Source organism: Clostridium sp. HCP1S3_C6 (assembly GCF_052066735.1).
GTDB lineage: Bacteria > Bacillota > Clostridia > Clostridiales > Clostridiaceae > Clostridium.
Genome location: NZ_JBQHRN010000007.1, coordinates 67,592 through 89,224 on the forward strand (window position 1 = coordinate 67,592; position 21,633 = coordinate 89,224).

Genomic DNA, 21,633 nt, shown 5'->3' on the forward strand with positions numbered 1-21,633 from the left:
TAAATAAAATTTAAAAAATAATAAAGCTTTATTTAGAATAAATCTAAATAAAGCTTTATGTAAATATAAATTTACTTTATTTTTATTAATAATTCTCCAGATTTAACTTGTTGTCCTTCTGTAATATAAACTTTCTCAATAACACCATCTGCTGAAGCAACAATGTTAGTTTCCATTTTCATGGCTTCAATAACAGCTAAACTGTCACCTTCTTTAACATTATCTCCTTCTTTAACAAGAACTTTTATTATTGAACCAGGTATTCCGGCACCTATTTCAAGATTGTTATCAGGATCAGCCATCTTTATAGAATTTTCATCATTTACAGAAACAAGAGCTCTTTCAGTTTTGTCTTTAACTTTAATTTCTCTTCTATTTCCGTTAACTTCAAATTCAAGTGTTCTATAACCTTCATTATCAAGCTTGCCCATACTTATAAGTTGTACTATTAAAGTTTTACCTTCTGCAACTTCAATTTCAGATGTTTCTCCTTCTTTTAAGCCATGGAAGAATACATCACTTCCCATTCTAGAAACATCACCGTATTCCATAACAAATTTAATGAAATCTTCAAATACATCTGGATATAATGCATAGCTTAAAATATCTTTATTTGAAGGATCAAATTTGAATTTTTCCTTTAGATGTTGTGCTATTTTATCAAAATCTTCTGGAGGTAATAATTCTCCAGGGCGCACTGTAATAGGTTTTTCTCCTTTTAAAACAATATTTTGAAGATCTTTTGGGAATCCTCCTTCTGGTTGACCCATCATTCCTTTAAAGTATGAAACAACAGAATCAGGGAATGCTAAATTCTTAGCCTTTTCTACAATATTTTCTGGTGTTAAATCATTTTGAACCATAAATATTGCAAGATCTCCTACCATCTTAGATGATGGGGTAACTTTTATTATATCACCAAGCATCATATTAACATCTTTATACATTTTCTTAACATCATCAAATTTGTTACCTAAACCAAAGCTTTCTACTTGAGGTTTTAAGTTTGAATATTGACCACCTGGAATTTCGAATTTATAAATTTCTGCACTACCAGATTTTAAATCAGATTCAAATTCACTATAAACAGGTCTTACAGCATCCCAATAATCTGATAATTTTTGTATTCCAGCTAAATCAAAGCCTGTATCTCTTGAAGTGTTTTCTAAAGCTGCAACAATTGAATTAAGAGCTGGCTGACTAGTAAGTCCTGACATACTGTTATAAGTAGTATCTATTATATCTACTCCAGCATCTGCAGCCATTAATACTGTAGCAACTCCATTACCAGTAGTATCATGTGTATGAAGATGTATTGGAATTTCTATTTCATTTTTAAGAGCTGTAATAAGCTTTTTAGCTGCATATGGTTTTAAAAGTGCTGACATATCTTTAATTCCTAAAATATGTGCTCCCATTTTTTCAATTTCTTTAGCTTTCTTAACGTAATAATCTAATGTATATTTATCTCTTGATTCATCTAGAATATCACCAGTATAGCAAAGAGCAACTTCTGCAACTTTATTGCATTTTAATACTTCTTCTAATGATACTTCTATTCCTTTTAACCAGTTTAATGAATCGAATATTCTAAATACATCTATTCCACTTTCAGCAGATTCTTTTATAAATGATTTTATTACATTATCAGGATAATTTTTATATCCTACACCATTAGCACCACGAATAAGCATTTGGAACATTACATTTGGTATTCTCTTTCTTAATTCCTCAAGTCTTTTCCAAGGAGATTCTTTTAAGAATCTGTAAGATGTATCAAATGTTGCTCCACCCCACATTTCAAGTGAGAATAAATCATTTCCATATAAAGCTGTTGCATTAGCAATATTTATCATATCTCTGCTTCTTACTCTTGTAGCAAGTAATGATTGTTGAGCATCTCTCATTGTTGTATCTGTTAATAATAATTTCTTTTGAGATTTAACCCAGTCTCTAACAGCTTCTGGTCCCTTTTCGTCTAATAATTGTTTAGTTCCTCTTAAGTTTTTAACATCATCATGAGTAACTTTTGGAATTGGTGGTACATCATATTCTGGTTTTATACCTTTTGATACATTAACTATTGTATTACCAGTAAATTTAAGAATTCTAGATTCGTCATCAGTTCTTGGATTAATATCAAATAATTGAGGATTATCTGATATAAAGTTTGTATCACACATTCCTTTCTTAAATGTTTCATTATTTAAAACATTTATTAAGAAATCAATATTAGTTTTTACCCCTGTAATATTCATTTCTTTTATTGCTCTTATAGCTTTTCTTACTGTATCTTCAAATGTTCTTGCATAAGCAGTAGATTTAACAAGTAGACTATCATAATATGGAGTTATTACGGCACCTGCAAATCCATTTCCACCATCAAGTCTTATACCAAATCCAGCACCACTTCTATATACATCTATTTTTCCTGTATCAGGTGAGAAATTATTTGAAGGATCTTCTGTAGTTATTCTGCATTGTATAGCATAACCTCTAGTTGTTATAGAATCTTGTGATTTTATGTTAACTTCAGGAGAATCTAATTTATATCCTTCTGCTATAAGTATTTGACTTTGAACAATATCTATTCCAGTTACCATTTCTGTAATAGTATGTTCAACTTGAATTCTTGGGTTCATTTCAATAAAATAGTGATTTCCATGAGTATCAACTAAGAATTCTAATGTACCAGCACTTCTATAATTCATAGATTTTGCTATTTTTAATGCATCATCGCAAATTTCTTTTCTCTTTTCTTCAGATAATGCAAGAGCTGGACAAAATTCAATAACTTTTTGGTGTCTTCTTTGAATTGAACAATCTCTTTCATATAAATGAACTATATTTCCATATTTATCACCAAGTACTTGGATTTCTATGTGTTTTGGTCCTTCTATGTATTTTTCGATAAACATATCATCTATTCCAAAGGCTTTTTTAGCTTCATTTTTAGCATTTCTAAATGCAGGTAGAAGTTCTTCTTCTGAATGAACTATTCTCATACCTCTACCACCACCACCAGCAGCAGCTTTAACCATTACAGGATAACCACATACTTTAGCAGCTTCTAGTGCTTCTTCTTCAGTTTCAATAGCTTTTTCAACTCCAGGAATTACAGGAACTCCTACTTTTTCAGCTACTAATTTAGATTGGATTTTATCACCTAAATTTTCCATCATTTCATGTTTAGGTCCTATAAATTCTATTCCAGCTTCTTCACATCTTTTTGCAAATTCAGGGTTCTCAGATAAAAAACCGTATCCTGGATGTATTGCATCAACATGTTTTTTTAATGCTAAATTAATAATTTCATCCATATTTAAGTAAGCTTCAACTGGGCCTTTATTTTTTCCTATTAAATATGCTTCATGAGCTTTTGTTCTAAATAGTGCACGTTTATCTTCTTCAGAATAAATAGCAACTGTACGAATTCCTAATTCATGACAAGCTCTAAATATTCTTATTGCTATTTCACCTCTATTAGCAACTAGCACTCTTTTAAACTTTTTTACCAAAACCATACACTCCTTTTAATATATATTGTATTATCTTATATAATTGTTGTCGTATTAATCGTATTTTTAATAAAAATTATGCAAAATATATAATAACATAAAAATTATATCACATTTTAGTAATAATAAATATAAAAAATCCTTCTTATTACATTATTTTTATTAACCTTAAACATTATATCATTGATTTTTCAATTTTTCTACAATATGTATATTAGTGTAAATGATTACTTTGTTTTTTTATTAAAATGTAATAAAAAAGACTACTTTTTAGTTTTAGTAGTCTTAATTTATTAATTGTTTTTTACATATACAGAAGCTATTGATATATCATCTAAACTTCCATCTTCTGATCTTTTAAATAAATGCTTTTTTAATGCTTTTTTAGACTTTTTATCTTTTTTAATTTCTGTAATGACCATTTTGTTAAATCGTAAAAAAGAATTTGTATCTCTAAAAGAATTAATAAGACCATCTGTAGATGATAATAGTGCAGAAGGAACATTTAAACTAAATACATCTCTAAAATTATTTATAGCATCATTATCACAAAGAGATGTTGTAAAATTTGCAACTAATTTTTCATCTATAGGCATAAATTCTTTAGTACAACCATCATTAAGTATTGTAACCAAGCTTCCATCACCTATTTGCATACCAAACCAATATTTTGGTGTTATTACACCTACAATAAGAGTTGAACCATATATTGATTCGATTTTTATATTATTACAATCAGGAAGCTTGTCTAATTCATCTTCCCTTAAGGGATTAGAATTATAATGGTTTAGAACTTTTTTGTTCCACCTATACAGAATATTGGATTCTATTTTCTTTAAAACTTTCTTAGAATTTTCACATATTTCATTATCAAAATTTTCTCTATCTTTCATAAAAGCTTTTATAGATTCTAAAGCTGCAAAGGTAGCAAATTTTGAACCTTTATTACTTCTAAAATGTTTTGAACTTCCATGACCATCTGCTGTTATACATATGGCAAGATCATTTGAAAAATATGTTTTGGAATAATCCTGGCATACAGTATTTTTTATTACATGACTATAACCTCGTATGCTCATATAAAAACCATCATAAGGTGAATTGATTTTTTTTACAATATATTTCATAAGTTTTACCAATATATTATTTTTACCATCCTTCTTCAAAATCATTATTTATTTCACCACTATTTACCATATCAACAATTTGTTCTTCAACAACTTGTTGTTTAGTTACTACATCTTCATCACCTGTAGATAGTTGCATACTTTTACTTCCTATTTGTGAAGAAGTTATTGTTACAAACTTAATAAGTTTTGCTAAAGCTTCTCCATTATATGCTGTTACAACAGATTCTTTGCTTCCTGTAAATTCTGCTAAAACATCCTGGTCTGCTCCTTCACCAATGGCAAGAGCAACTTTTATACCTGCTTTATACCAGTTATTTTGCTTAAGTCTTTCAAGTCCTTCTTTATAATCATCAGTTGGGAAACCATCTGACATTAAAAACATAACTGGAGCAAAAGATACATTTGGTGATTTTAAAAATTCTTTTCTAGATAATTTATCTGCTAATTTGTCAAAGGCATCTCCAAGGTCTGTAACACCTCCTGCCTCAACATTTTTCCAAGAGAATTTATCAATATCTATAGGTTCACTATACATCCATTCAGAACCACTTGAAAAAGTTAAAACACATACCTTTATTTCTGCATCAGCTTCACCAATGTCTCTAACTTCAGGTAAAACTTCTTCCATAGCAGTATTTAAACTTCCAATTTTACTTCCTTCCATACTTCCTGATTGATCTATTATAAAAAATAATACCATAGATTTTTTTGCTATTTCTTCAGCCTCATCAAAAGGATTAGCCATTTTTTCTTCATTACTCATAAATTATCACTCCTTAAATTAAATAATTAATTGTTAAGTTAATTATCTCTTGTTATAATATTTCCTTCGTTATCATTTCCAAAATTTATGCAGGTATCTATTAGTATTGGAACTACAGAATTTTTACCTACTGTAAGAGTTTTCCCATTAGGCAGTGTAGCTGTCCATGTAGAGTCAGATAAATTTTTAATGCCAAATAGCCCCTTCTTTATTTTATTTTGAATTACTTCACCAGTTATAGTAGTATAATCATCACTTAAACTTTTTGTATGACATTCATATAATTTGTTGCCAGGGAAAAGTACTACTGGCATTTTCTTTATATTTAGTAATAAAGGATTAGTATATATTCTGTTACATTTTAAGCAATGAATTTTACCATCATCATCACTTAAAAACCCACTTACAAAATTTTGGAAACCACAATTACATGTTATTATTTCACTACGTAACTTTACAAAATATTTAAACCACTGGTTTTCAATTAATCTTTCGTCTGGATTGTTAATTCCTTTAGTAAAAGATGTTATAAATGCCTCCTTTATATATTGAGGGAATATCTTCCAAAACTTAATAACATTATTATGAACTCCCCTTACAGGTCTATTGCTAGTATTTTGAGGATCATATACAAAAATCGGTTCTAATCCATAATGTTTTCTTTCTGCTTCTTCTGTAAGGCAAACACTTTTTATTACCTTTTCTCCTTCTAAAGGATCACCTCTAAATAAAAGTTTAAATAAAATTACTGCAAGAGAGAATTTATCTGTTTGCATATTAGGAGTACTTTCTCCTCTTACTATTTCTGGAGCCATATACCCTGGTTTTCCAGCTATTCCAACGTTTTCACCATAAGGTGCAACATTGTCACAATCACATATAAGTATATCTCCTGTTTTTGTATTAATAAAAAAGCCACCGTCATTTAAATCTTGATAACTTTTTCCTGCTCTATGAAGATCTCTAAAAGAAGTTACTATATTTAATGTAGCATTAACTATTGCATTTAAACTAGAAAATGTTACTTTTGCATTTAAAATATCTTTAAAATCACTGTATTCTTTAGGCTTAAGATCCATAATATATCCAAAACTATCATATTGTAATCCTTTTGTTATATACAAGGGCCATAAAAAGTTTTTAGATACTGATTTATCCTTTATATTATTTTCTAAGTTCAATCTAAATTTTTCTACATCTTTTATTTTATTTCTTTTATACCACTTCAAAGCATAACATTTTCCGGCAAATTCCACCTTATATACTATGCCTTGTCCCCCTTCTCCAAGTTTGCTTATAATTGTAGCTTCACCACCTGGATCAATTTGTATTTTTTGACCATATTTAAATTCTATCAAAATTTCCCCTCCATTTTACTTCTTTTTTCTTGAAGCCTTAATATTGCAAGATTACATAATGCAACTAAGTCATTTTGTTTGCTAGCTTTTTCAAACCAGTATATTGCCTTTTTTATGTCTTTTTTTACCCTGATACCATTTAAATACTGTTTTCCTAAATAAAGCTGAACTTTTAAATTATCTTCTTCTCCCAGTTTTATGCATTCTTCAATTGTAATATCATCATAATCACTTTTTATAGAATATTTCTTACTTAATTCACAAAGAACTCCATTTTTCATAATTCCATAATTTAAAGCAATAACAAAGTAATTTATTATTTTTTCTGCAACATCAGTCTTCATTCCATATTCATCTTCTAATTGCTTTATACATCTATTTATAGTAATTTCCTTTATAGTAATATTTTCGTCTTTTACACATAAAAGTTTAGATGGTATATTTTCATAAATTACAATATTTATCATTTTTCTTTCTTTTAGGTTATTTGGAACAAAGTCGGCTATAGTTCCTATAATTTTATTACTATCATTCAATACAGAATGACCATAATTATTAATCATATCTTGTAAGGCCTTTTGTAGGGATGTATTCATATAAAAGTTCACTCCTTATAATATTACATATAATAATTATATCACCTTTTAACGAAAATTGTTTAATTTACCAATAATAAAGAACTACTACATTAAAAATTAACAATTTAATGTAGTAGTCCTTTATTAAATATTTAAAATTAATTATATTAATAAGTTAATACTTCATGACCATCTTCTGTTATTAAAACTGTATATTCCCATTGAGCAGAAGGCATACCATCTTCTGTAAGAACAGTCCAATCATTATCAGCATCTATAAAAATATCTTTTGTACCCATATTAATCATAGGTTCAATTGTAAAAATCATACCAGGAACTAAAAGCATATCTGTTCCCTTTTTACCTACATGAGCAACAAAAGGATCTTCATGGAATTCAATTCCTACTCCGTGACCACCAAATTCCCTTACTACAGAATAGCCGTTAGCTTCTGCATGAGTTTGAACTGCTTCTGCAATATCTCCTAAAAATCCCCAAGGTTTTGCCATTTCAAGACCTTTATCTAAACATTCTTTAGATACTCTTACAAGTTTATCTAAATCTTCGTGTACATGTCCTATTTTAAACATTCTTGAGGCATCAGAATAGTATCCATTATATATAGTAGAAACATCTACATTTACAATATCTCCTTCTTCTAATATAACATCTGGACTTGGTATACCATGACAAACTTCATCATTAATTGAAGTACATACGCTTTTAGGAAAACCTTCAAAATTTAAAGGTGCAGGAATAGCTCCTTGTGATACAGTAAAATCATGAACTAATTTATCAATTTCTTCTGTACTCATACCAGCTTTTATATTTTTAGCTACTAAATCAAGTACAGCAGTATTAATTTTTGCACTTTTTTTTATACCTTCAATTTGTTCTGCATTTTTAATTATTTTTCTAGAAGGTACTAAACAACCCTTTAGCTTGTAATGTTCTATTTTTTCATCAAGAGCTAAGTGGCATTTTTTATATTTCTTGTGGCTTCCACACCAACATTCATCATTTCTGCTAAGATTCATAAATATCTCTCCTTATTATTTGCATCTTATTTTATTATATTACATTTACACAAAAATACAAATAAGAAAAATTATCATTTATAATTTGAATATCTTTTCATGAGGTTTTAGTGCAATTCTTAGTAAGTTACCTAATACTGCACAGGAAATTATTTCGCCTATAGCAACTGTAACCATAAGATAAGGAATAGTACCCTCCGCCCCATACACATAAGATAAAACAAATGGAACTATTATTGTATTTGAAATAATAGGTGGCAAAGATGCTGCCCATTTTAAATTTTTAAGTTTTAGTGTAAATATTGCACCAATAAGTGTGGCTAAACTTCCAAATAAAATATCCCAAGGAGCACATCCAGTTAGGATATTTGATAAAAGACAGCCTACAAATAATCCCGGCACTGCTGCACTTGTAAATACGGGAAGTATTGTAAGTGCTTCGGAAAATCTTACTTGAATAGCAGCATTTGCAAGGCCAAGAGCATTTGCAATTAGAGTTAACGCAATGTAAATAGCACTTATAAGTGCAGCTTGAGTAATAAATTTAATTTTGTTTGTTTTCATATTTAATTCTCCTTTAGTTTTGTTTTTTTTATCTAAATAAGTAAAATCTTATTGATTTAGGTGAGGAAGGTTTCGAACTCACCGAAAGATATTATAGTTTATTTTAATTATTTATGCAATTAAAAAAAGATATATTTTAAGTAATTGTAACAAAATCCAGAAACAAAAATATCTTATATATAAGATGAAAATAATTAAGGAGTTTTTATGATAAATGAAAAAATTGATTGCATAGATTGTGGCAGTGAATATTGTCCTTGTCATTTGGCTGAATCAGGAGAATGTCTTATTTGTTCTCAGCTTCAGGGAAAATGTTTTTGTGATTGTGTTAATTGGGAAGGGGTTTGTGTCTATCAAGAATTATTTAATAATGGAGGCAAAATAAAAAAGACAAGAAAAACTTACAATTGTACTGTAATAAAATCTAATTTAATTGAAGAAAATCTTTTAGAACTTACTTTTATAGTTCCTCATAAGCTTGCAATTGATCTTGTTAGACCTGGTAGTTATATATTCATAAGAACGGATAAAAATCAGTTTTTCGATATTCCTATTTCTGTGCTTGAATCTAATATAGATAATGATACAATAACTACTGTTATTGAAATAAGAGGCATAAAAACAAAAAAGCTTTTAAGCATAAATAAAAATGATACTATTGCAATTCGTGCGCCATACTTTAACGGCGTTTTTGGAATAAGAGATCTTTTAAAAATTGAAAATTCAAATGCACTTGTTTTAGGCAGAGGCATAGGTCTTGCTCCTATGATTCCAGTTATAAAGAAACTTTTATCTAACAATAATGAAATAGATGTTCTTACAGATTTTGCACCCTTTAAAAATAACTTTGCTAAAAATTACATTAGACAATTTAATATAGAACCAGTTGAAACTAATCTTATTTATAAGGGAGCTTTGTCAAAGGAATGTGAATTTTTACTTACATCAGCTATAAAGGATAAAAATGTATCACTTATTCATATAGCTGGTGCTGATATTTTAACATATAATGTTATTAAATTTTTAGATGATTTAAAAAGACCTGATATACTTCTGTCTTGCTGTAATAATTTTAAAATGTGTTGTGGTGAAGGCATATGTGGTGCATGTACAAATAGATATGCAGGTCACAAGGTAAAGAGATTTTGCAAACTTCAATGTAGTCCAAGAAGTATTTTTGAAGGGAGAAGATTTATATGAAGGTTGTTATAATAGGTGGAGGCTGGGCAGGTGTTGCAGCTTCTATAAGTGCCAAAAAAGCTGGTGCTGATGTTCATATATATGAAAAAACTGATCTTTTACTGGGACTTGGAAATGTTGGTGGAATAATGAGAAATAATGGAAGATATACAGCTGCAGAAGAATTAATAGCTTTAGGTGGCGGTGATTTAATAGATATTTGTGATGAAGCAGCTACTCATACTAATATCTCTTTTCCAGGACATAACCATGCAACATTATACAATGTTAATACAATTGAAGGAAAAGTACGTGATTATATAGTAAAAATGGGTATTAATATTCATATGGAAAAAAGGGCTCAGGATGTAGATTTTGAGAAAGGAAGAATTAAAGGTATAATATTATCTGATGGCACATATGTATCTGGTGATGTTTTTATAGAAACTACAGGTACAACTGGACCTATGGGAAATTGCTTAAGATATGGCAATGGATGTTCTATGTGCATTTTAAGATGCCCTGCTTTTGGACCTAGAATAAGTATAAGTCAAAGATGTGGCGTACTTGATATTCAAGGAGAAAGGGGTAATGATGTACTTGGAGCCTTTTCAGGTTCCTGTAAATTATCAAAAGAAAGTTTATCTGAGGATATAAGAAAAGAACTTAATGAAAAAGGTGTTTGCATTCTTAAAGTTCCTAAGGAAGACATTAATTATGGTAAACTTGATACTAAAGTATGTCAGCAATATGCCTTAAAGGAATTTGCAGAAAATATAGTTCTTTTAGATACTGGTCATGCTAAGCTTATGACTACTTATTATCCTCTTGAAAAACTTAGAAAAATAAAGGGACTTGAACATGCAAAATATGTAGACCCATATGCAGGAAGTAAAGGCAATTCCATTAGATATTTATCAGTAGCTCCAAGAACAAATGACATGAAAGTTAATAATATTAACAATTTATTCTGCGCTGGAGAAAAATCAGGACTATTTGTTGGGCACACAGAAGCAATTGTAACTGGTACTTTAGCTGGCCACAATTCAGTAAGAATGGCACTTGGTATGCACTTATTAATTTTACCACGTTCAACTGCTATTGGCGACATTATAGCTTATGAAAACGAAAAATCATCAACTAAAGAAGGACGCCGAGACCGATATACTTTTGCTGGAGCATCATATTTTAAGAGAATGAAACAGCAAAATTTATATACCATGAATATTAAAGAAATAAGAAATAGAATTGAAAAATTAAATTTAGATAATTTATTTAATGAAAAATTATGTTAAAGGAAAAGACAGGAAAGAAAAATTTCCTGCCTTTTTATTATTGTATTGTTTTAAATATATATCCTTGACCCTTTAAGTAATCAATAAGAGCTGAAAGAGATTTTGCTGTATTTTCTTTGCCATAAGTATCATGCATTAATATAACAGCTTTTTCAAATTGATGTTGTGATTTTAAATAATTTAAAAGTTCATCAGGACTCTTTGTTTTTCCCTCTGCATCACCTGTTAATTCATTCCAGTCAATAGAATAATATCCTTGTTCTGCAAATCTCTTATCAGTTTCCTCAAGGCCTTTCCAAGACATATGACCACCTGGAAGTCTAACAGCGCTTGTCCTATAATCACTACCAAGTACATTTTGAAGGGCTGTTTGAGTTTTGTTGATTTCTGACATTATATTATCAGCATTAGCATACCTTCCTGGATATAAAATGTCATAATTATGATTATATGTATGAATGCCTATAGCATTTCCTTCTTCGTGAATTCTTTTTATAAGTTCTTTTCCTTCCTCTGATCCATCAACATATTTACCTAATACAAAAAATGTAGCATTTACACCCTTTTCTTTTAAAACATCAAGTACCTTAGGTGTAACTGTTGTTGAGGGTCCATCATCAAAAGTTAAATAAGCTACCTTTACACCATCTGCCCCTTCTGGAGTTTGTTGAGCTCTTTGTTGTTCTAAATACTTATTTATAAAAGCTGGAGTATCAGAATTTTCACTGGTGCTTTTTGTGTCATCATTACTGCTTTTTTCTTTCTCATTATTATCATTTGAAGTTTCAGAATTGGAATCTTCTTTAGAAGCAGTTACAACTTGAGAATCATCACTACTGCTTTTACTACCACCACATCCCAAACATGTTAGTGTAATGGATGTTATACACATAATGCTAATTATGTTTTTAATTGTTGAATGAATATTTTTTCTTTTTTGCTTTTTCATAACTAAATTAAACGTAAAATTACCTCCCATATTTATAGCTTGTACTAAAGTAATTATAGCACATATTTATAATAATTTGATGAAAATTTTTAATATTATATTATTGAAAACTTAAAATAACCTTAAAATTTTCAATAATATAATATTAGGAGGTCATATTAAAAAAAGCCATTAAAATATAGACAAATTTTACAAAATAATGTATACTTATGAAATATTAAGAGGTGTAACATGTATAAAAAATATTTATTCCATATATGCTTAGGAACTTTATTGTGTTTATTTGTATTATCATTTATATTACTTGTAGATAATAATTCAAAATGTCATATAGTTTTATGTAATAAAACTAAAACAAATATAAGTAATATAAAAATTCATTATTCAGAAGAAGTTGTGCCTATAGAAATACCAGAAATGTCAGTAAATGAACAGTATTCTTTAACTATATTTTTACCAGCTCATATTGCTGACGGAAATTTATTTATTTCTTATTGTGATGGAAATAATAATGAACAGGAATGTAAATTTAAAGAAAATAACAAACTTTATAAACATATAGATATAAACTCTAATGATAATGAAAATATTACTCTAAAATAAAAAATGATGTAAAAAAATTACATCATTTTTTATTTTTACTTTGTACCAAAAATTCTATCCCCTGCATCTCCAAGACCAGGACAAATATAAGCATCCTTATTTAATTCTCTGTCAAGGCTGCCACAATATACTTGCACATCTTTGTGTGCATCTGTAAATTTTTTAAGCCCTTCAGGAGCTGCAATTATGGACATAAATTTAATATTTTTTCCACCATGTTTTTTTATAAAATCAATTGCTGCAATTGCAGAACCACCAGTTGCAAGCATAGGATCTAATACTAATATATCTCTTTCTTCTAAGCAATCTGGTAATTTACAATAATATTCATGAGGTTCATGTGTTACTTCATCTCTACATAATCCTATATGACCTACCTTAGCAGAAGGTACAAGAGATAATATACCATTTACCATTCCAAGACCTGCTCTTAATATTGGAACAATAACAAGCTTTTTTCCACCTATCATATTAACTTTACATGTTTCAATAGGTGTTTGTATTGTTACTTCTTCTAATTTTAAATCTCTTAAGGCTTCATAACCCATTAACATTGCTAGTTCTTCTACTAACTTACGAAATTCATTTGTACCTGTATGTATATCTCTAAGTTTTGATATTTTATGTTGAATCAATGGATGATCAAATATAGTTACGTTTTCCATAATTCCTCCTATATAATAAGTTATAATTCTTATTAATTATACACCAAATTCTAAAAAAGAAAAGCAGTAATTTGCATGTATTTTTTGCCATGAAAATTATTGATAATAAAAATTTTTTAAAAAATAAGAGATTGCAAAAACATTATCATTTCTACAATCTCTTTTTCTTATCTTTTTTCTGTAAATAATTTTTTTAACCTATTAATTTGTCCATCTAAGTGTCCTTGAAGCTTATCAATCCATTTATCTTTAGCTTCCTCATCAGTTAGAATTATATTTTCTTTTTTATATTTATCCTTAATTTCCTGAACTTCTATCTCATATTTATCTAGAAAGAAGAATGGCAAAAGACACTGAGCAGGTCCAATAATTTCTAATCCTAAATCATTTTGAATATAGGATAATTTATAACCTAAAAATTCATCATTATCATCGTATTCTTCTGTAACATATATATCTAATCTGACTCCATATTTTCTATCAGATAATAACATATATTCAACTATTTTTTTTAATTTTTCTTTACTAATATTTTCATCGGCCTTTAACATTACTACTCCCCACCTTTATTAACAGCAATTAAATATATATATTTATTGTACCTCCATTAATAAATGTTGTAAATAAGTTATATAAATTAACTTTTTTATAATAAAGAGAGCATATTTTATTTAACAAGTAAAATTATCATTCTATTTTAAAATTTCATAAATATCCATTGGAGTTCTTTTTATGTATGTAGCTCCTGCCTTTGATAATTCATTATATGAACCATATCCATATAATACACCTATAGAATCCATATTAAAATTATTAGCACCTTCAATGTCAAATTTTCTATCACCAATCATTATAGCTTTACTTATATCAGTAATATTCATATTCTTTATAGCATAATCAATTACTTTAGTTTTATTATTTCGTTTGCCATCAAGGGTACTTCCTGCAATAAAATCAAAATATTTATAAAGGTCTACATTTTTTAAAATAGCTATGGCAAAGTCTTCTGGTTTAGATGTAGCTAAAATTATTTTTTTATTTTCATCTTTTAACTTTATTAATAAATTTTCTAAATCCTTATATTTTGATATTTCATATAATCCTTTTTTATTATATCTTTCACGATATAAGGAAACAGCTTTTTCTATTTGTTCTTCATTAAAGTGACAGAATTCACGAAAGCTTACAACTAAGGGAGGCCCTATAAATTTTTTTAATTCATCTTTTGAATTTACAGGATAATTTAAACTTGTAAGGGCATATTCAATTGATTTTAAAATACCTTCGCCAGTATCTACTATAGTTCCATCAAAATCAAATAATATAAACTCATATTTACTCATGCTTTTTCATCACCTTTTTAATACCTTCAATGTCAAGAGATGCTCTTATATCTTTTTGCTTTTCAGTATTTACCATATCTTTTCTTAATAGAACTTCAAGCATGTCCATTACATCAATAACTATACCTCTAACTTCTGAATAATTATCACGTAACATTTTTGGACTTATAGCGTTAGGTATAATTTGACACATTTCAATTACATTTGCAGAATCATTTATTTTATATAATTCTTTTGTTTCATTAAATATTGCTATTAAGGAATCAAAATCATTTGTTTCATTTGTTATTTTAGCAAGCTTTTCGGCAAATTCAGCTTTATTGTTAAGAGACATATGCATATTTTTTATTAAATCATCTTTATATAATTCCTGCCATTTTAGTTCTAATTCTTTTGAAACATTATATTTATTATATTCATCAATACTATTATCATTTTTCATTAATTCATAGTTACAATTATGGTCAATGTAAATTTTTTGAGCAACATGAATATCCATTTTTATCAACCTCTCTTTCTATTTTTTAGTTATTAATATAAACAATATTACCTGTATATTTTAAATAATGAATTGTTACAGTATTATTTTCATCATATTTACCCGAATTATTAGCAGCATCTAATTCATTAATTTTAAATTTTGACATTATTTTATTATAATCACTTGAACTTAATATAAATTCATCACCATTATTATATTTTATAACATTAAAATAACTAGAATCAGATGGCAGTATTGCAGTAATTTGATTTTTATTAACAGTATCTTTTAAGTATTCCTTTTTTAATATAGAATTATAATCTCTATAGTAATTAAGAGAAAGTCCAATAGTAAAAATACTTATTAAAATAATAGTACATAAAATTAAATTATAAAATTTTATTTTTGCTTTCCTATGTAATATACTATAAGATAAAATTGCAAGCCACCCAATTACAAATACAAGAAATCTTAACAAATGACAATAATAATTTATATATGTACTATTTGAAAAAGCACTAATTATTTTATTATAAATTTGTAATTCACTATCAAAAAAAGATATTATCATATTAAGAAGCCATAATATAATTATAATCTTAAATAAAAAAGATTTAGCATTGTTATTTTTCATTGTTTACCCCTAATTTATAAAACTATTTTTTTAGATCATTACATATAATTTCTTCAATTTCTTCTTGAGATAATATATCTTTATCTAAAAATTTTACTCTTTTATCGTGTCTAAACCATGTAAGTTGTCTTTTTGCATAATTTCTTGAGCCCTTTTTTATAAGTTCTATAGCATCTTCTAAGGAGATTTGTCCTTCTAGATAATATAAAAGTTCTTTATATCCAATTCCTTGCATAGACTGCATTGATGAATTATACCCCCTATTTTTAAGACTAATACATTCATTTAATAGTCCTTTTTCCATCATAATATCTACACGTTTGTTAATTCTTTTATATAATTCTTCTCTATTCATAGTTAAAACAAAATAATGAATATCATAATTTGAATTGTATATTTCATCACCAATATTATAAGAACTAAAAGGTTTTCCAGTTAATTTATAAACCTCTAATGCTCTAATAACTCTTTTTACATTATTAGGATGAATACTTTCATAACTTTTTATATCAATGTTTTTTAACATGTTATGTATATATTCATTTCCTTTTTCTAAGGCAAGATTTTGCAAATATTCTCTGTATTCATCATCTTTTTTAGATTCAGTAAATTCCATATTGCAAGTTAAAGAATTAATATATAATCCAGTACCTCCTACAATCATGGGTAATTTATTTTTAGACAATATATTATCTATTGCTTCTTCACCTAATTTTTTATATTCTGAAACAGAAAAAGGACAATCTGGTTCTACTATATCAATCATATAGTGCTTTATACCTTTCATTTCATTTTTTGTAACCTTTGCTGAACCAATATCCATCATCTTATATATTTGCATTGAATCAGCTGAAATAATCTCTCCATTTAGTTTTTTGGCAATATTTATTGATGTTTCCGTTTTACCTACAGCTGTAGGTCCTCCTAATACAAGTACTTTTTGTTTCATATTTTCACCTTAAACTATTCTTTTAAATTTTTTTTCCATTTCATAATTTGTCATTTTAATAATTGTAGGTCTGCCATGAGGACAATGGAAAGGATCATTTATAAATCTTAATTTTTCAACTAAGGATTCCATTTCTTCCATAGACAATCTATCATTACCTTTAACTGCAGCCTTACAAGCCATTGTTGCTATATTATTATATTTAACTTCTGTAGTTTTTCCAGTTCCCAGAGATTTTAGATTATCTAAAATGCTTAAAAATAATTCTTTTGTTTCTGTTTTACCTAAAAAATAAGGTACTTCTTTTAATGCCAAAGTATTCTCGCCAAATTCTTCTAAAGTAAAACCTGCATTTGTGAATATTTGCTTGTTTTCTTTATAATAGGAATAATCATCTAGAGTAAGTTCAAGCAAAATAGGAACTAAAAGGGGCTGAACTAATATAGATGAATTTTCAATATCATTTAAATATTTTTCAAATAGTATTTTTTCATGAGCAGCATGTTGATCTATAATATACAATTCTTCTTCATATTCACCTAAAATATATGTTTTATTAAATTGACCTATTATCCTTATTTCAGGAAATTTAGCATTAGAAATAGGTATTTCTTCTGAGGATACAATATATTTAGACTTATCTGTAGTATTACTTATTGCAATAGTTTTGTTTATTTTTCCTTCATTTATATTATCTGGTTTTATTTTATTAAAAGTATCATCCTTTTCTAGCTGCCATGTATTAGCTGATTCATAAGTATTAGTATTTTTATTAATTTCATTTAAAGTATTATTCTGTATGCTACTACTAGATAAATCAATAGGAAGTGTAATTTCTTCAATATCCTTACGTAGATTTTCATTTTCTTCTGGTAATTGAAAACTTTCAAATACATCTTTTTTTAATGCTTCATGAACTGCAGCAAATACTTTTTTGAAAACAATTCTATCATCTTCAAATTTAATTTCAGCTTTTGTTGGATGAATGTTTACATCTACAAGTTCTGGATATATTTCTATACATAGAACAAAGAAAGGAAATTTATTTACAGTAGAAAATGATTTAAATGCATTTTCTACTGCTACTGTAAGTGTTTTATGTTTTATATACCTTCCATTTACAAATATACTTTGATTATTTCTAGAACCTCTAGCTATTTCTTCTTTTCCAACATAACCATAAAGAGTAATAGTATCATCAGCATTTTCAAAATACAAAATGTTTTCACTTATGTTTTTTCCATAAACAGCTCTAATTACATCCTTTAAATTACCAGTTCCAAAGGTATGAAGCATTTTTTTACCATTGTTAAAAAATTTAAAGCTAATTTTGGGATTAGCAATGGCAATTCTGTTTATAATATCAGAAATATTTGCAGCTTCCCTTGATGTTGATTTTAGAAATTTTTTCCTGGCAGGAACATTATAAAAAATATCCCTAACTTCTATGGTAGTTCCATTATTACAACCACATTCAGTTATATCTTTAAAAACTCCACCATCTATTTTTAGTTCCATACCATACTCTTGGTCTAAGGTTTTGCTTTTCATGTATACTTTAGATACAGCAGCAATAGATGGAAGTGCTTCTCCCCTAAAACCTAAAGTATGAAGGGAAAATAAATCTTTTTCATTTTTTATTTTACTTGTTGCATGAGGCAAAAAAGCTTTTTTTATGTCATCTTTGTATATTCCTACCCCATCATCTATTATTCGTATTAATGATATTCCTCCATTTTCAATTTCAATTGTAATATTTTTAGAGGAAGCATCAATACTATTTTCGATTAATTCTTTAACTACTGAAGAAGGTTTTTCAACTACTTCTCCAGCTGCTATTTTATTTGATGTATTTTCATCTAATAAATTAATTCTTTCCAAAATAAAAGCCTCCATTAATCTAAGTTTTTTGCTTCTTCATAAAGACTATATAAAGCATTTATTGCTTCCATTGGTGTCAAATTAATTACTTCCATAGATTTTATTTTTTTAATTAAGTTTTCCTTTTGCACAAAGTTAAAATCCATTTGGACTAAATCATTTGTATTCTTAGTATCTTTTTTATGCAATTTACTATTTTCATTGTTTAAATCAGAAACTTTTTCATGTTCTTTTTTAATATCTTTAATTGTTAAAATATCATCTTCGTTTATTGAGGATTTATCATTTTCAAGTTTTTTTAATATTTGTCTTGCACGCTTAATTACATCAAAAGGAAGACCTGCAAGTTTTGCAACTTCAATACCGTAAGATTGATCCGCTCCGCCTTCAATTATTTTTCTAAGAAATACCACATTGTCATCTATTTCTTTAACAGCAACAGAATAATTTTTTACTCCATTTATTTTGCCTTCTAATTTAGTAAGTTCATGATAATGAGTTGCAAAAAGAGTTTTACATCTTAGATTTTCATTTTGTGCAATATATTCTATTACTGACCAAGCAATACTAAGACCATCATATGTTGATGTACCACGTCCTACTTCATCTAAAAGCACAAGACTATTGCTTGTGGCATTTTTTAATATATTAGATACTTCCCACATTTCAACCATAAATGTAGATTTACCTCCAGCTAAATCATCTGAAGCCCCTATTCTTGTAAATATTTTATCGCAAACAGATATATCAGCAGAACTAGCTGGGACAAATGATCCTATTTGAGCCATTAACGTAATTAAAGCTACTTGCCTCATATATGTAGATTTTCCTGCCATATTAGGACCTGTTATAAGCAGAATTCTATTGTCCTTTTTATTTAATGTAGTATCATTAGATACAAATTCGCCTTTTTCAATAACTTTTTCAACTACTGGATGTCTGCCTTCTTTAATAGTTATTGTTCCATTTTCATTTATGGAAGGTTTTACATAACCATTTTCAAGAGCTACTAAGGCCAAAGTTGATAATGCATCTAAAATACCAATAATTCTAGCACTGTTTTTTAAACGTGCTATTTCTTTTTCAACTTTATTTCTAATATCTACAAATAACTCATATTCAAGAGTTACAAGCTTTTCTTCAGCACCTAATATTTTGTTTTCCATTTCCTTAAGTTCAGGTGTTATAAATCTTTCAGCATTTGATAAAGTTTGCTTTCTTATATATCTGCCTTCTGGAATTAAGTCATAATTAGATTTAGTTATTTCTATGTAATATCCAAATACCTTATTATAACCAACTTTTAAGGACTTAATTCCTGTGGATTCTCTTTCTTGATTTTCTAAAGCGGCAATCCATTCCTTGCCATGGGATTTTGCTTTTCTAAGCTCATCTACAGTATCATTATAACCACTTTTTATAATATTTCCTTCTTTAACAGATATAGGTGGTTCATCTTTTATACCACTTTCAAGTAGATTTTTAACATCAGCAAGTTCATCAAGATTTTCGTAATATTCTTTTAAAATTGCACTTTTAGAATTTTGTATTTTTTCTTTAACAAAAGGAATTCTTTCTAAGGAACATTTTAAAGATACCATATCTTTTCCGTTAACATTTCCATTTGATATTTTACCTACTATTCTTTCTATATCATATATATTTTTAAGTACTTCCCTTAAATCTTCATTTAAAGATATATCATTAAATAATTCTTCTACACCATTAAGTCTTTTTTCAATTTCTGCTTTTTTTATTAATGGTTCTTCAACAAAACGTCTTAAAGCTCTTCCTCCCATAGATGTAGCAGTTTTATCTAAAACCCATAAAAGGGAACCCTTTTTTGATTTTTCTCGTATACTTTCTGTAAGTTCTAAGTTTCGTCTTGTGTTTCCATCAATTGACATATAGTTAACTATGTTGTATTTTTCCAAAAAGTTAATATTAGTTAGTGACATTTTCTGTGTTTCAAAAATGTATTTAAGAAGAACTTTGCATGCATTTTTAGAAGTTTCTTCAAGTCCATCTACTTCAACTTTAGAAAATTGTTCTATAATTTCTTCATCTGTTACTTTAAATGTTGAAAAATCTTTTTTTGTTATTACTGTATTTATATGTGAAATTAAGTCTTTTTCTAAAAGGTTATTAACCTTATTATTAAGTAAAATTTCCCTTGGCTCTATTTTTGTTATTTCATCAATTAAAGTACTTTTTAAATTTGTAAAGGAAGTAGTTTTAAATTCTCCTGTACTAATGTCTGAATAGGCTATGCCAAAATAACCATTTTCTTCTAAAATACATGCTATATAAACATTGTTTTTATTTCCTTCAGAAGATTCATCAGTATAAGTACCTGGTGTTACTATTTTAATAACATCTCTCTTAACAAGTCCTTTAGCTAAGGCTGGATCTTCAATTTGTTCACAAATAGCTACCTTATACCCTTTTGATACAAGCCTTGATATGTATGATGATGCAGCATGGTAAGGTATGCCACTCATAGGAGCTCTTTCTTCTAAGCCACAATCTTTTCCTGTAAGTACAAGTTCTAACTCCCTTGCTGCTAATTTTGCATCTTCAAAAAACATTTCATAGAAATCTCCAACCCTGTAAAATAAAATACAGTCATTGTATTTTTCTTTCATCTGAACATATTGACTCATCATAGGAGTTAATTTCATTATTATCGTCCTTTCATTTTTAGTT

The 21,633-nt window shown here is 27.7% G+C and carries 19 protein-coding genes; 3 read left to right on the plus strand and 16 right to left on the minus strand.

Annotated features, from left to right (window positions below; genetic code table 11):
- Positions 1–71: 71 nt before the first annotated feature.
- The 7 genes from ACTNAO_RS04080 to ACTNAO_RS04110 all read right to left on the minus strand — a co-directional run bounded on the left by ACTNAO_RS04080 (position 72) and on the right by ACTNAO_RS04110 (position 8,948).
- Positions 72–3,518: a pyruvate carboxylase gene (locus tag ACTNAO_RS04080; RefSeq protein WP_441027428.1), complete on the minus strand. Its 3,447-nt coding sequence runs from the start codon at positions 3,516–3,518 to the stop codon at positions 72–74.
- Between the two features lie 293 nt (positions 3,519–3,811).
- Positions 3,812–4,690 carry a PP2C family serine/threonine-protein phosphatase gene (locus ACTNAO_RS04085; RefSeq protein WP_441027429.1) on the minus strand — a complete coding sequence of 293 codons (879 nt, stop codon included), beginning with the start codon at positions 4,688–4,690 and terminating at the stop codon, positions 3,812–3,814.
- Positions 4,668–5,411 (minus strand): vWA domain-containing protein, encoded by a 744-nt coding sequence (locus ACTNAO_RS04090; RefSeq protein ID WP_441027430.1) that lies wholly within the window; start codon positions 5,409–5,411, stop codon positions 4,668–4,670. The genes ACTNAO_RS04085 and ACTNAO_RS04090 overlap by 23 nt, the downstream gene beginning before the upstream one ends.
- A 38-nt stretch (positions 5,412–5,449) precedes the next feature.
- The gene (locus ACTNAO_RS04095; protein ID WP_441027431.1) at positions 5,450–6,769 is read right to left on the minus strand and encodes a protein kinase domain-containing protein; all 1,320 of its coding nucleotides are present in this window, start codon (positions 6,767–6,769) and stop codon (positions 5,450–5,452) included.
- Complete coding sequence (locus ACTNAO_RS04100) at positions 6,766–7,365, minus strand: tetratricopeptide repeat protein (RefSeq protein WP_441027432.1); 600 nt, start codon at positions 7,363–7,365, stop codon at positions 6,766–6,768. The genes ACTNAO_RS04095 and ACTNAO_RS04100 overlap by 4 nt, the downstream gene beginning before the upstream one ends.
- A gap of 149 nt (positions 7,366–7,514) precedes the next feature.
- Entirely contained in the window at positions 7,515–8,384 is an 870-nt protein-coding gene (locus ACTNAO_RS04105) for a methionyl aminopeptidase (protein ID WP_441027433.1), read from the minus strand.
- A 78-nt stretch (positions 8,385–8,462) separates the two neighbouring features.
- Positions 8,463–8,948 (minus strand): QueT transporter family protein, encoded by a 486-nt coding sequence (locus ACTNAO_RS04110; RefSeq protein WP_441027434.1) that lies wholly within the window; start codon positions 8,946–8,948, stop codon positions 8,463–8,465.
- A gap of 207 nt (positions 8,949–9,155) precedes the next feature.
- Here ACTNAO_RS04110 and ACTNAO_RS04115 point away from each other — a divergent pair, with 207 nt between their 5' ends.
- Positions 9,156–10,148 carry a sulfide/dihydroorotate dehydrogenase-like FAD/NAD-binding protein gene (locus tag ACTNAO_RS04115; protein ID WP_441027435.1) on the plus strand — a complete coding sequence of 331 codons (993 nt, stop codon included), beginning with the start codon at positions 9,156–9,158 and terminating at the stop codon, positions 10,146–10,148.
- The gene (locus ACTNAO_RS04120) at positions 10,145–11,422 is read left to right on the plus strand and encodes an FAD-dependent oxidoreductase (protein WP_441027436.1); all 1,278 of its coding nucleotides are present in this window, start codon (positions 10,145–10,147) and stop codon (positions 11,420–11,422) included. The genes ACTNAO_RS04115 and ACTNAO_RS04120 overlap by 4 nt, the downstream gene beginning before the upstream one ends.
- A 37-nt stretch (positions 11,423–11,459) precedes the next feature.
- On the opposite strand, the gene ACTNAO_RS04125 is transcribed toward ACTNAO_RS04120, so the two are convergent.
- Positions 11,460–12,401 (minus strand): polysaccharide deacetylase family protein, encoded by a 942-nt coding sequence (locus ACTNAO_RS04125; protein ID WP_441027437.1) that lies wholly within the window; start codon positions 12,399–12,401, stop codon positions 11,460–11,462.
- Between the two features lie 201 nt (positions 12,402–12,602).
- Between ACTNAO_RS04125 and ACTNAO_RS04130 the strand changes: the two genes are divergently transcribed.
- Positions 12,603–12,974, plus strand: a complete 372-nt coding sequence (locus tag ACTNAO_RS04130) for a hypothetical protein (protein ID WP_441027438.1) — start codon at positions 12,603–12,605, stop codon at positions 12,972–12,974.
- Between the two features lie 35 nt (positions 12,975–13,009).
- Here ACTNAO_RS04130 and upp read toward each other — a convergent pair whose 3' ends face one another.
- From upp to mutS, 8 genes are all read right to left on the minus strand, one after another.
- The gene (gene upp, locus ACTNAO_RS04135) at positions 13,010–13,639 is read right to left on the minus strand and encodes a uracil phosphoribosyltransferase (RefSeq protein ID WP_441027439.1); all 630 of its coding nucleotides are present in this window, start codon (positions 13,637–13,639) and stop codon (positions 13,010–13,012) included.
- A 167-nt stretch (positions 13,640–13,806) separates the two neighbouring features.
- Entirely contained in the window at positions 13,807–14,190 is a 384-nt protein-coding gene (locus ACTNAO_RS04140; protein WP_441027440.1) for a hypothetical protein, read from the minus strand.
- Positions 14,191–14,331: 141 nt separating this feature from the next.
- Complete coding sequence (locus ACTNAO_RS04145; protein ID WP_441027441.1) at positions 14,332–14,982, minus strand: HAD-IA family hydrolase; 651 nt, start codon at positions 14,980–14,982, stop codon at positions 14,332–14,334.
- A complete protein-coding gene (locus ACTNAO_RS04150; protein ID WP_441027442.1) occupies positions 14,975–15,481 on the minus strand; it encodes a hypothetical protein in 507 nt (168 codons plus the stop codon). Before ACTNAO_RS04150 ends, ACTNAO_RS04145 begins: the two co-directional genes overlap by 8 nt.
- Before the next feature lie 25 nt (positions 15,482–15,506).
- Positions 15,507–16,097 (minus strand): hypothetical protein, encoded by a 591-nt coding sequence (locus tag ACTNAO_RS04155; protein ID WP_441027443.1) that lies wholly within the window; start codon positions 16,095–16,097, stop codon positions 15,507–15,509.
- A 22-nt stretch (positions 16,098–16,119) separates the two neighbouring features.
- Positions 16,120–17,046, minus strand: a complete 927-nt coding sequence (gene miaA, locus ACTNAO_RS04160) for a tRNA (adenosine(37)-N6)-dimethylallyltransferase MiaA (protein WP_441027444.1) — start codon at positions 17,044–17,046, stop codon at positions 16,120–16,122.
- A 9-nt stretch (positions 17,047–17,055) separates the two neighbouring features.
- Positions 17,056–18,927 (minus strand): DNA mismatch repair endonuclease MutL, encoded by a 1,872-nt coding sequence (mutL, locus tag ACTNAO_RS04165; RefSeq protein ID WP_441027445.1) that lies wholly within the window; start codon positions 18,925–18,927, stop codon positions 17,056–17,058.
- A 14-nt stretch (positions 18,928–18,941) separates the two neighbouring features.
- Positions 18,942–21,608 (minus strand): DNA mismatch repair protein MutS, encoded by a 2,667-nt coding sequence (mutS, locus tag ACTNAO_RS04170; protein WP_441027446.1) that lies wholly within the window; start codon positions 21,606–21,608, stop codon positions 18,942–18,944.
- Between the last annotated feature and the right edge of the window lie 25 nt (positions 21,609–21,633).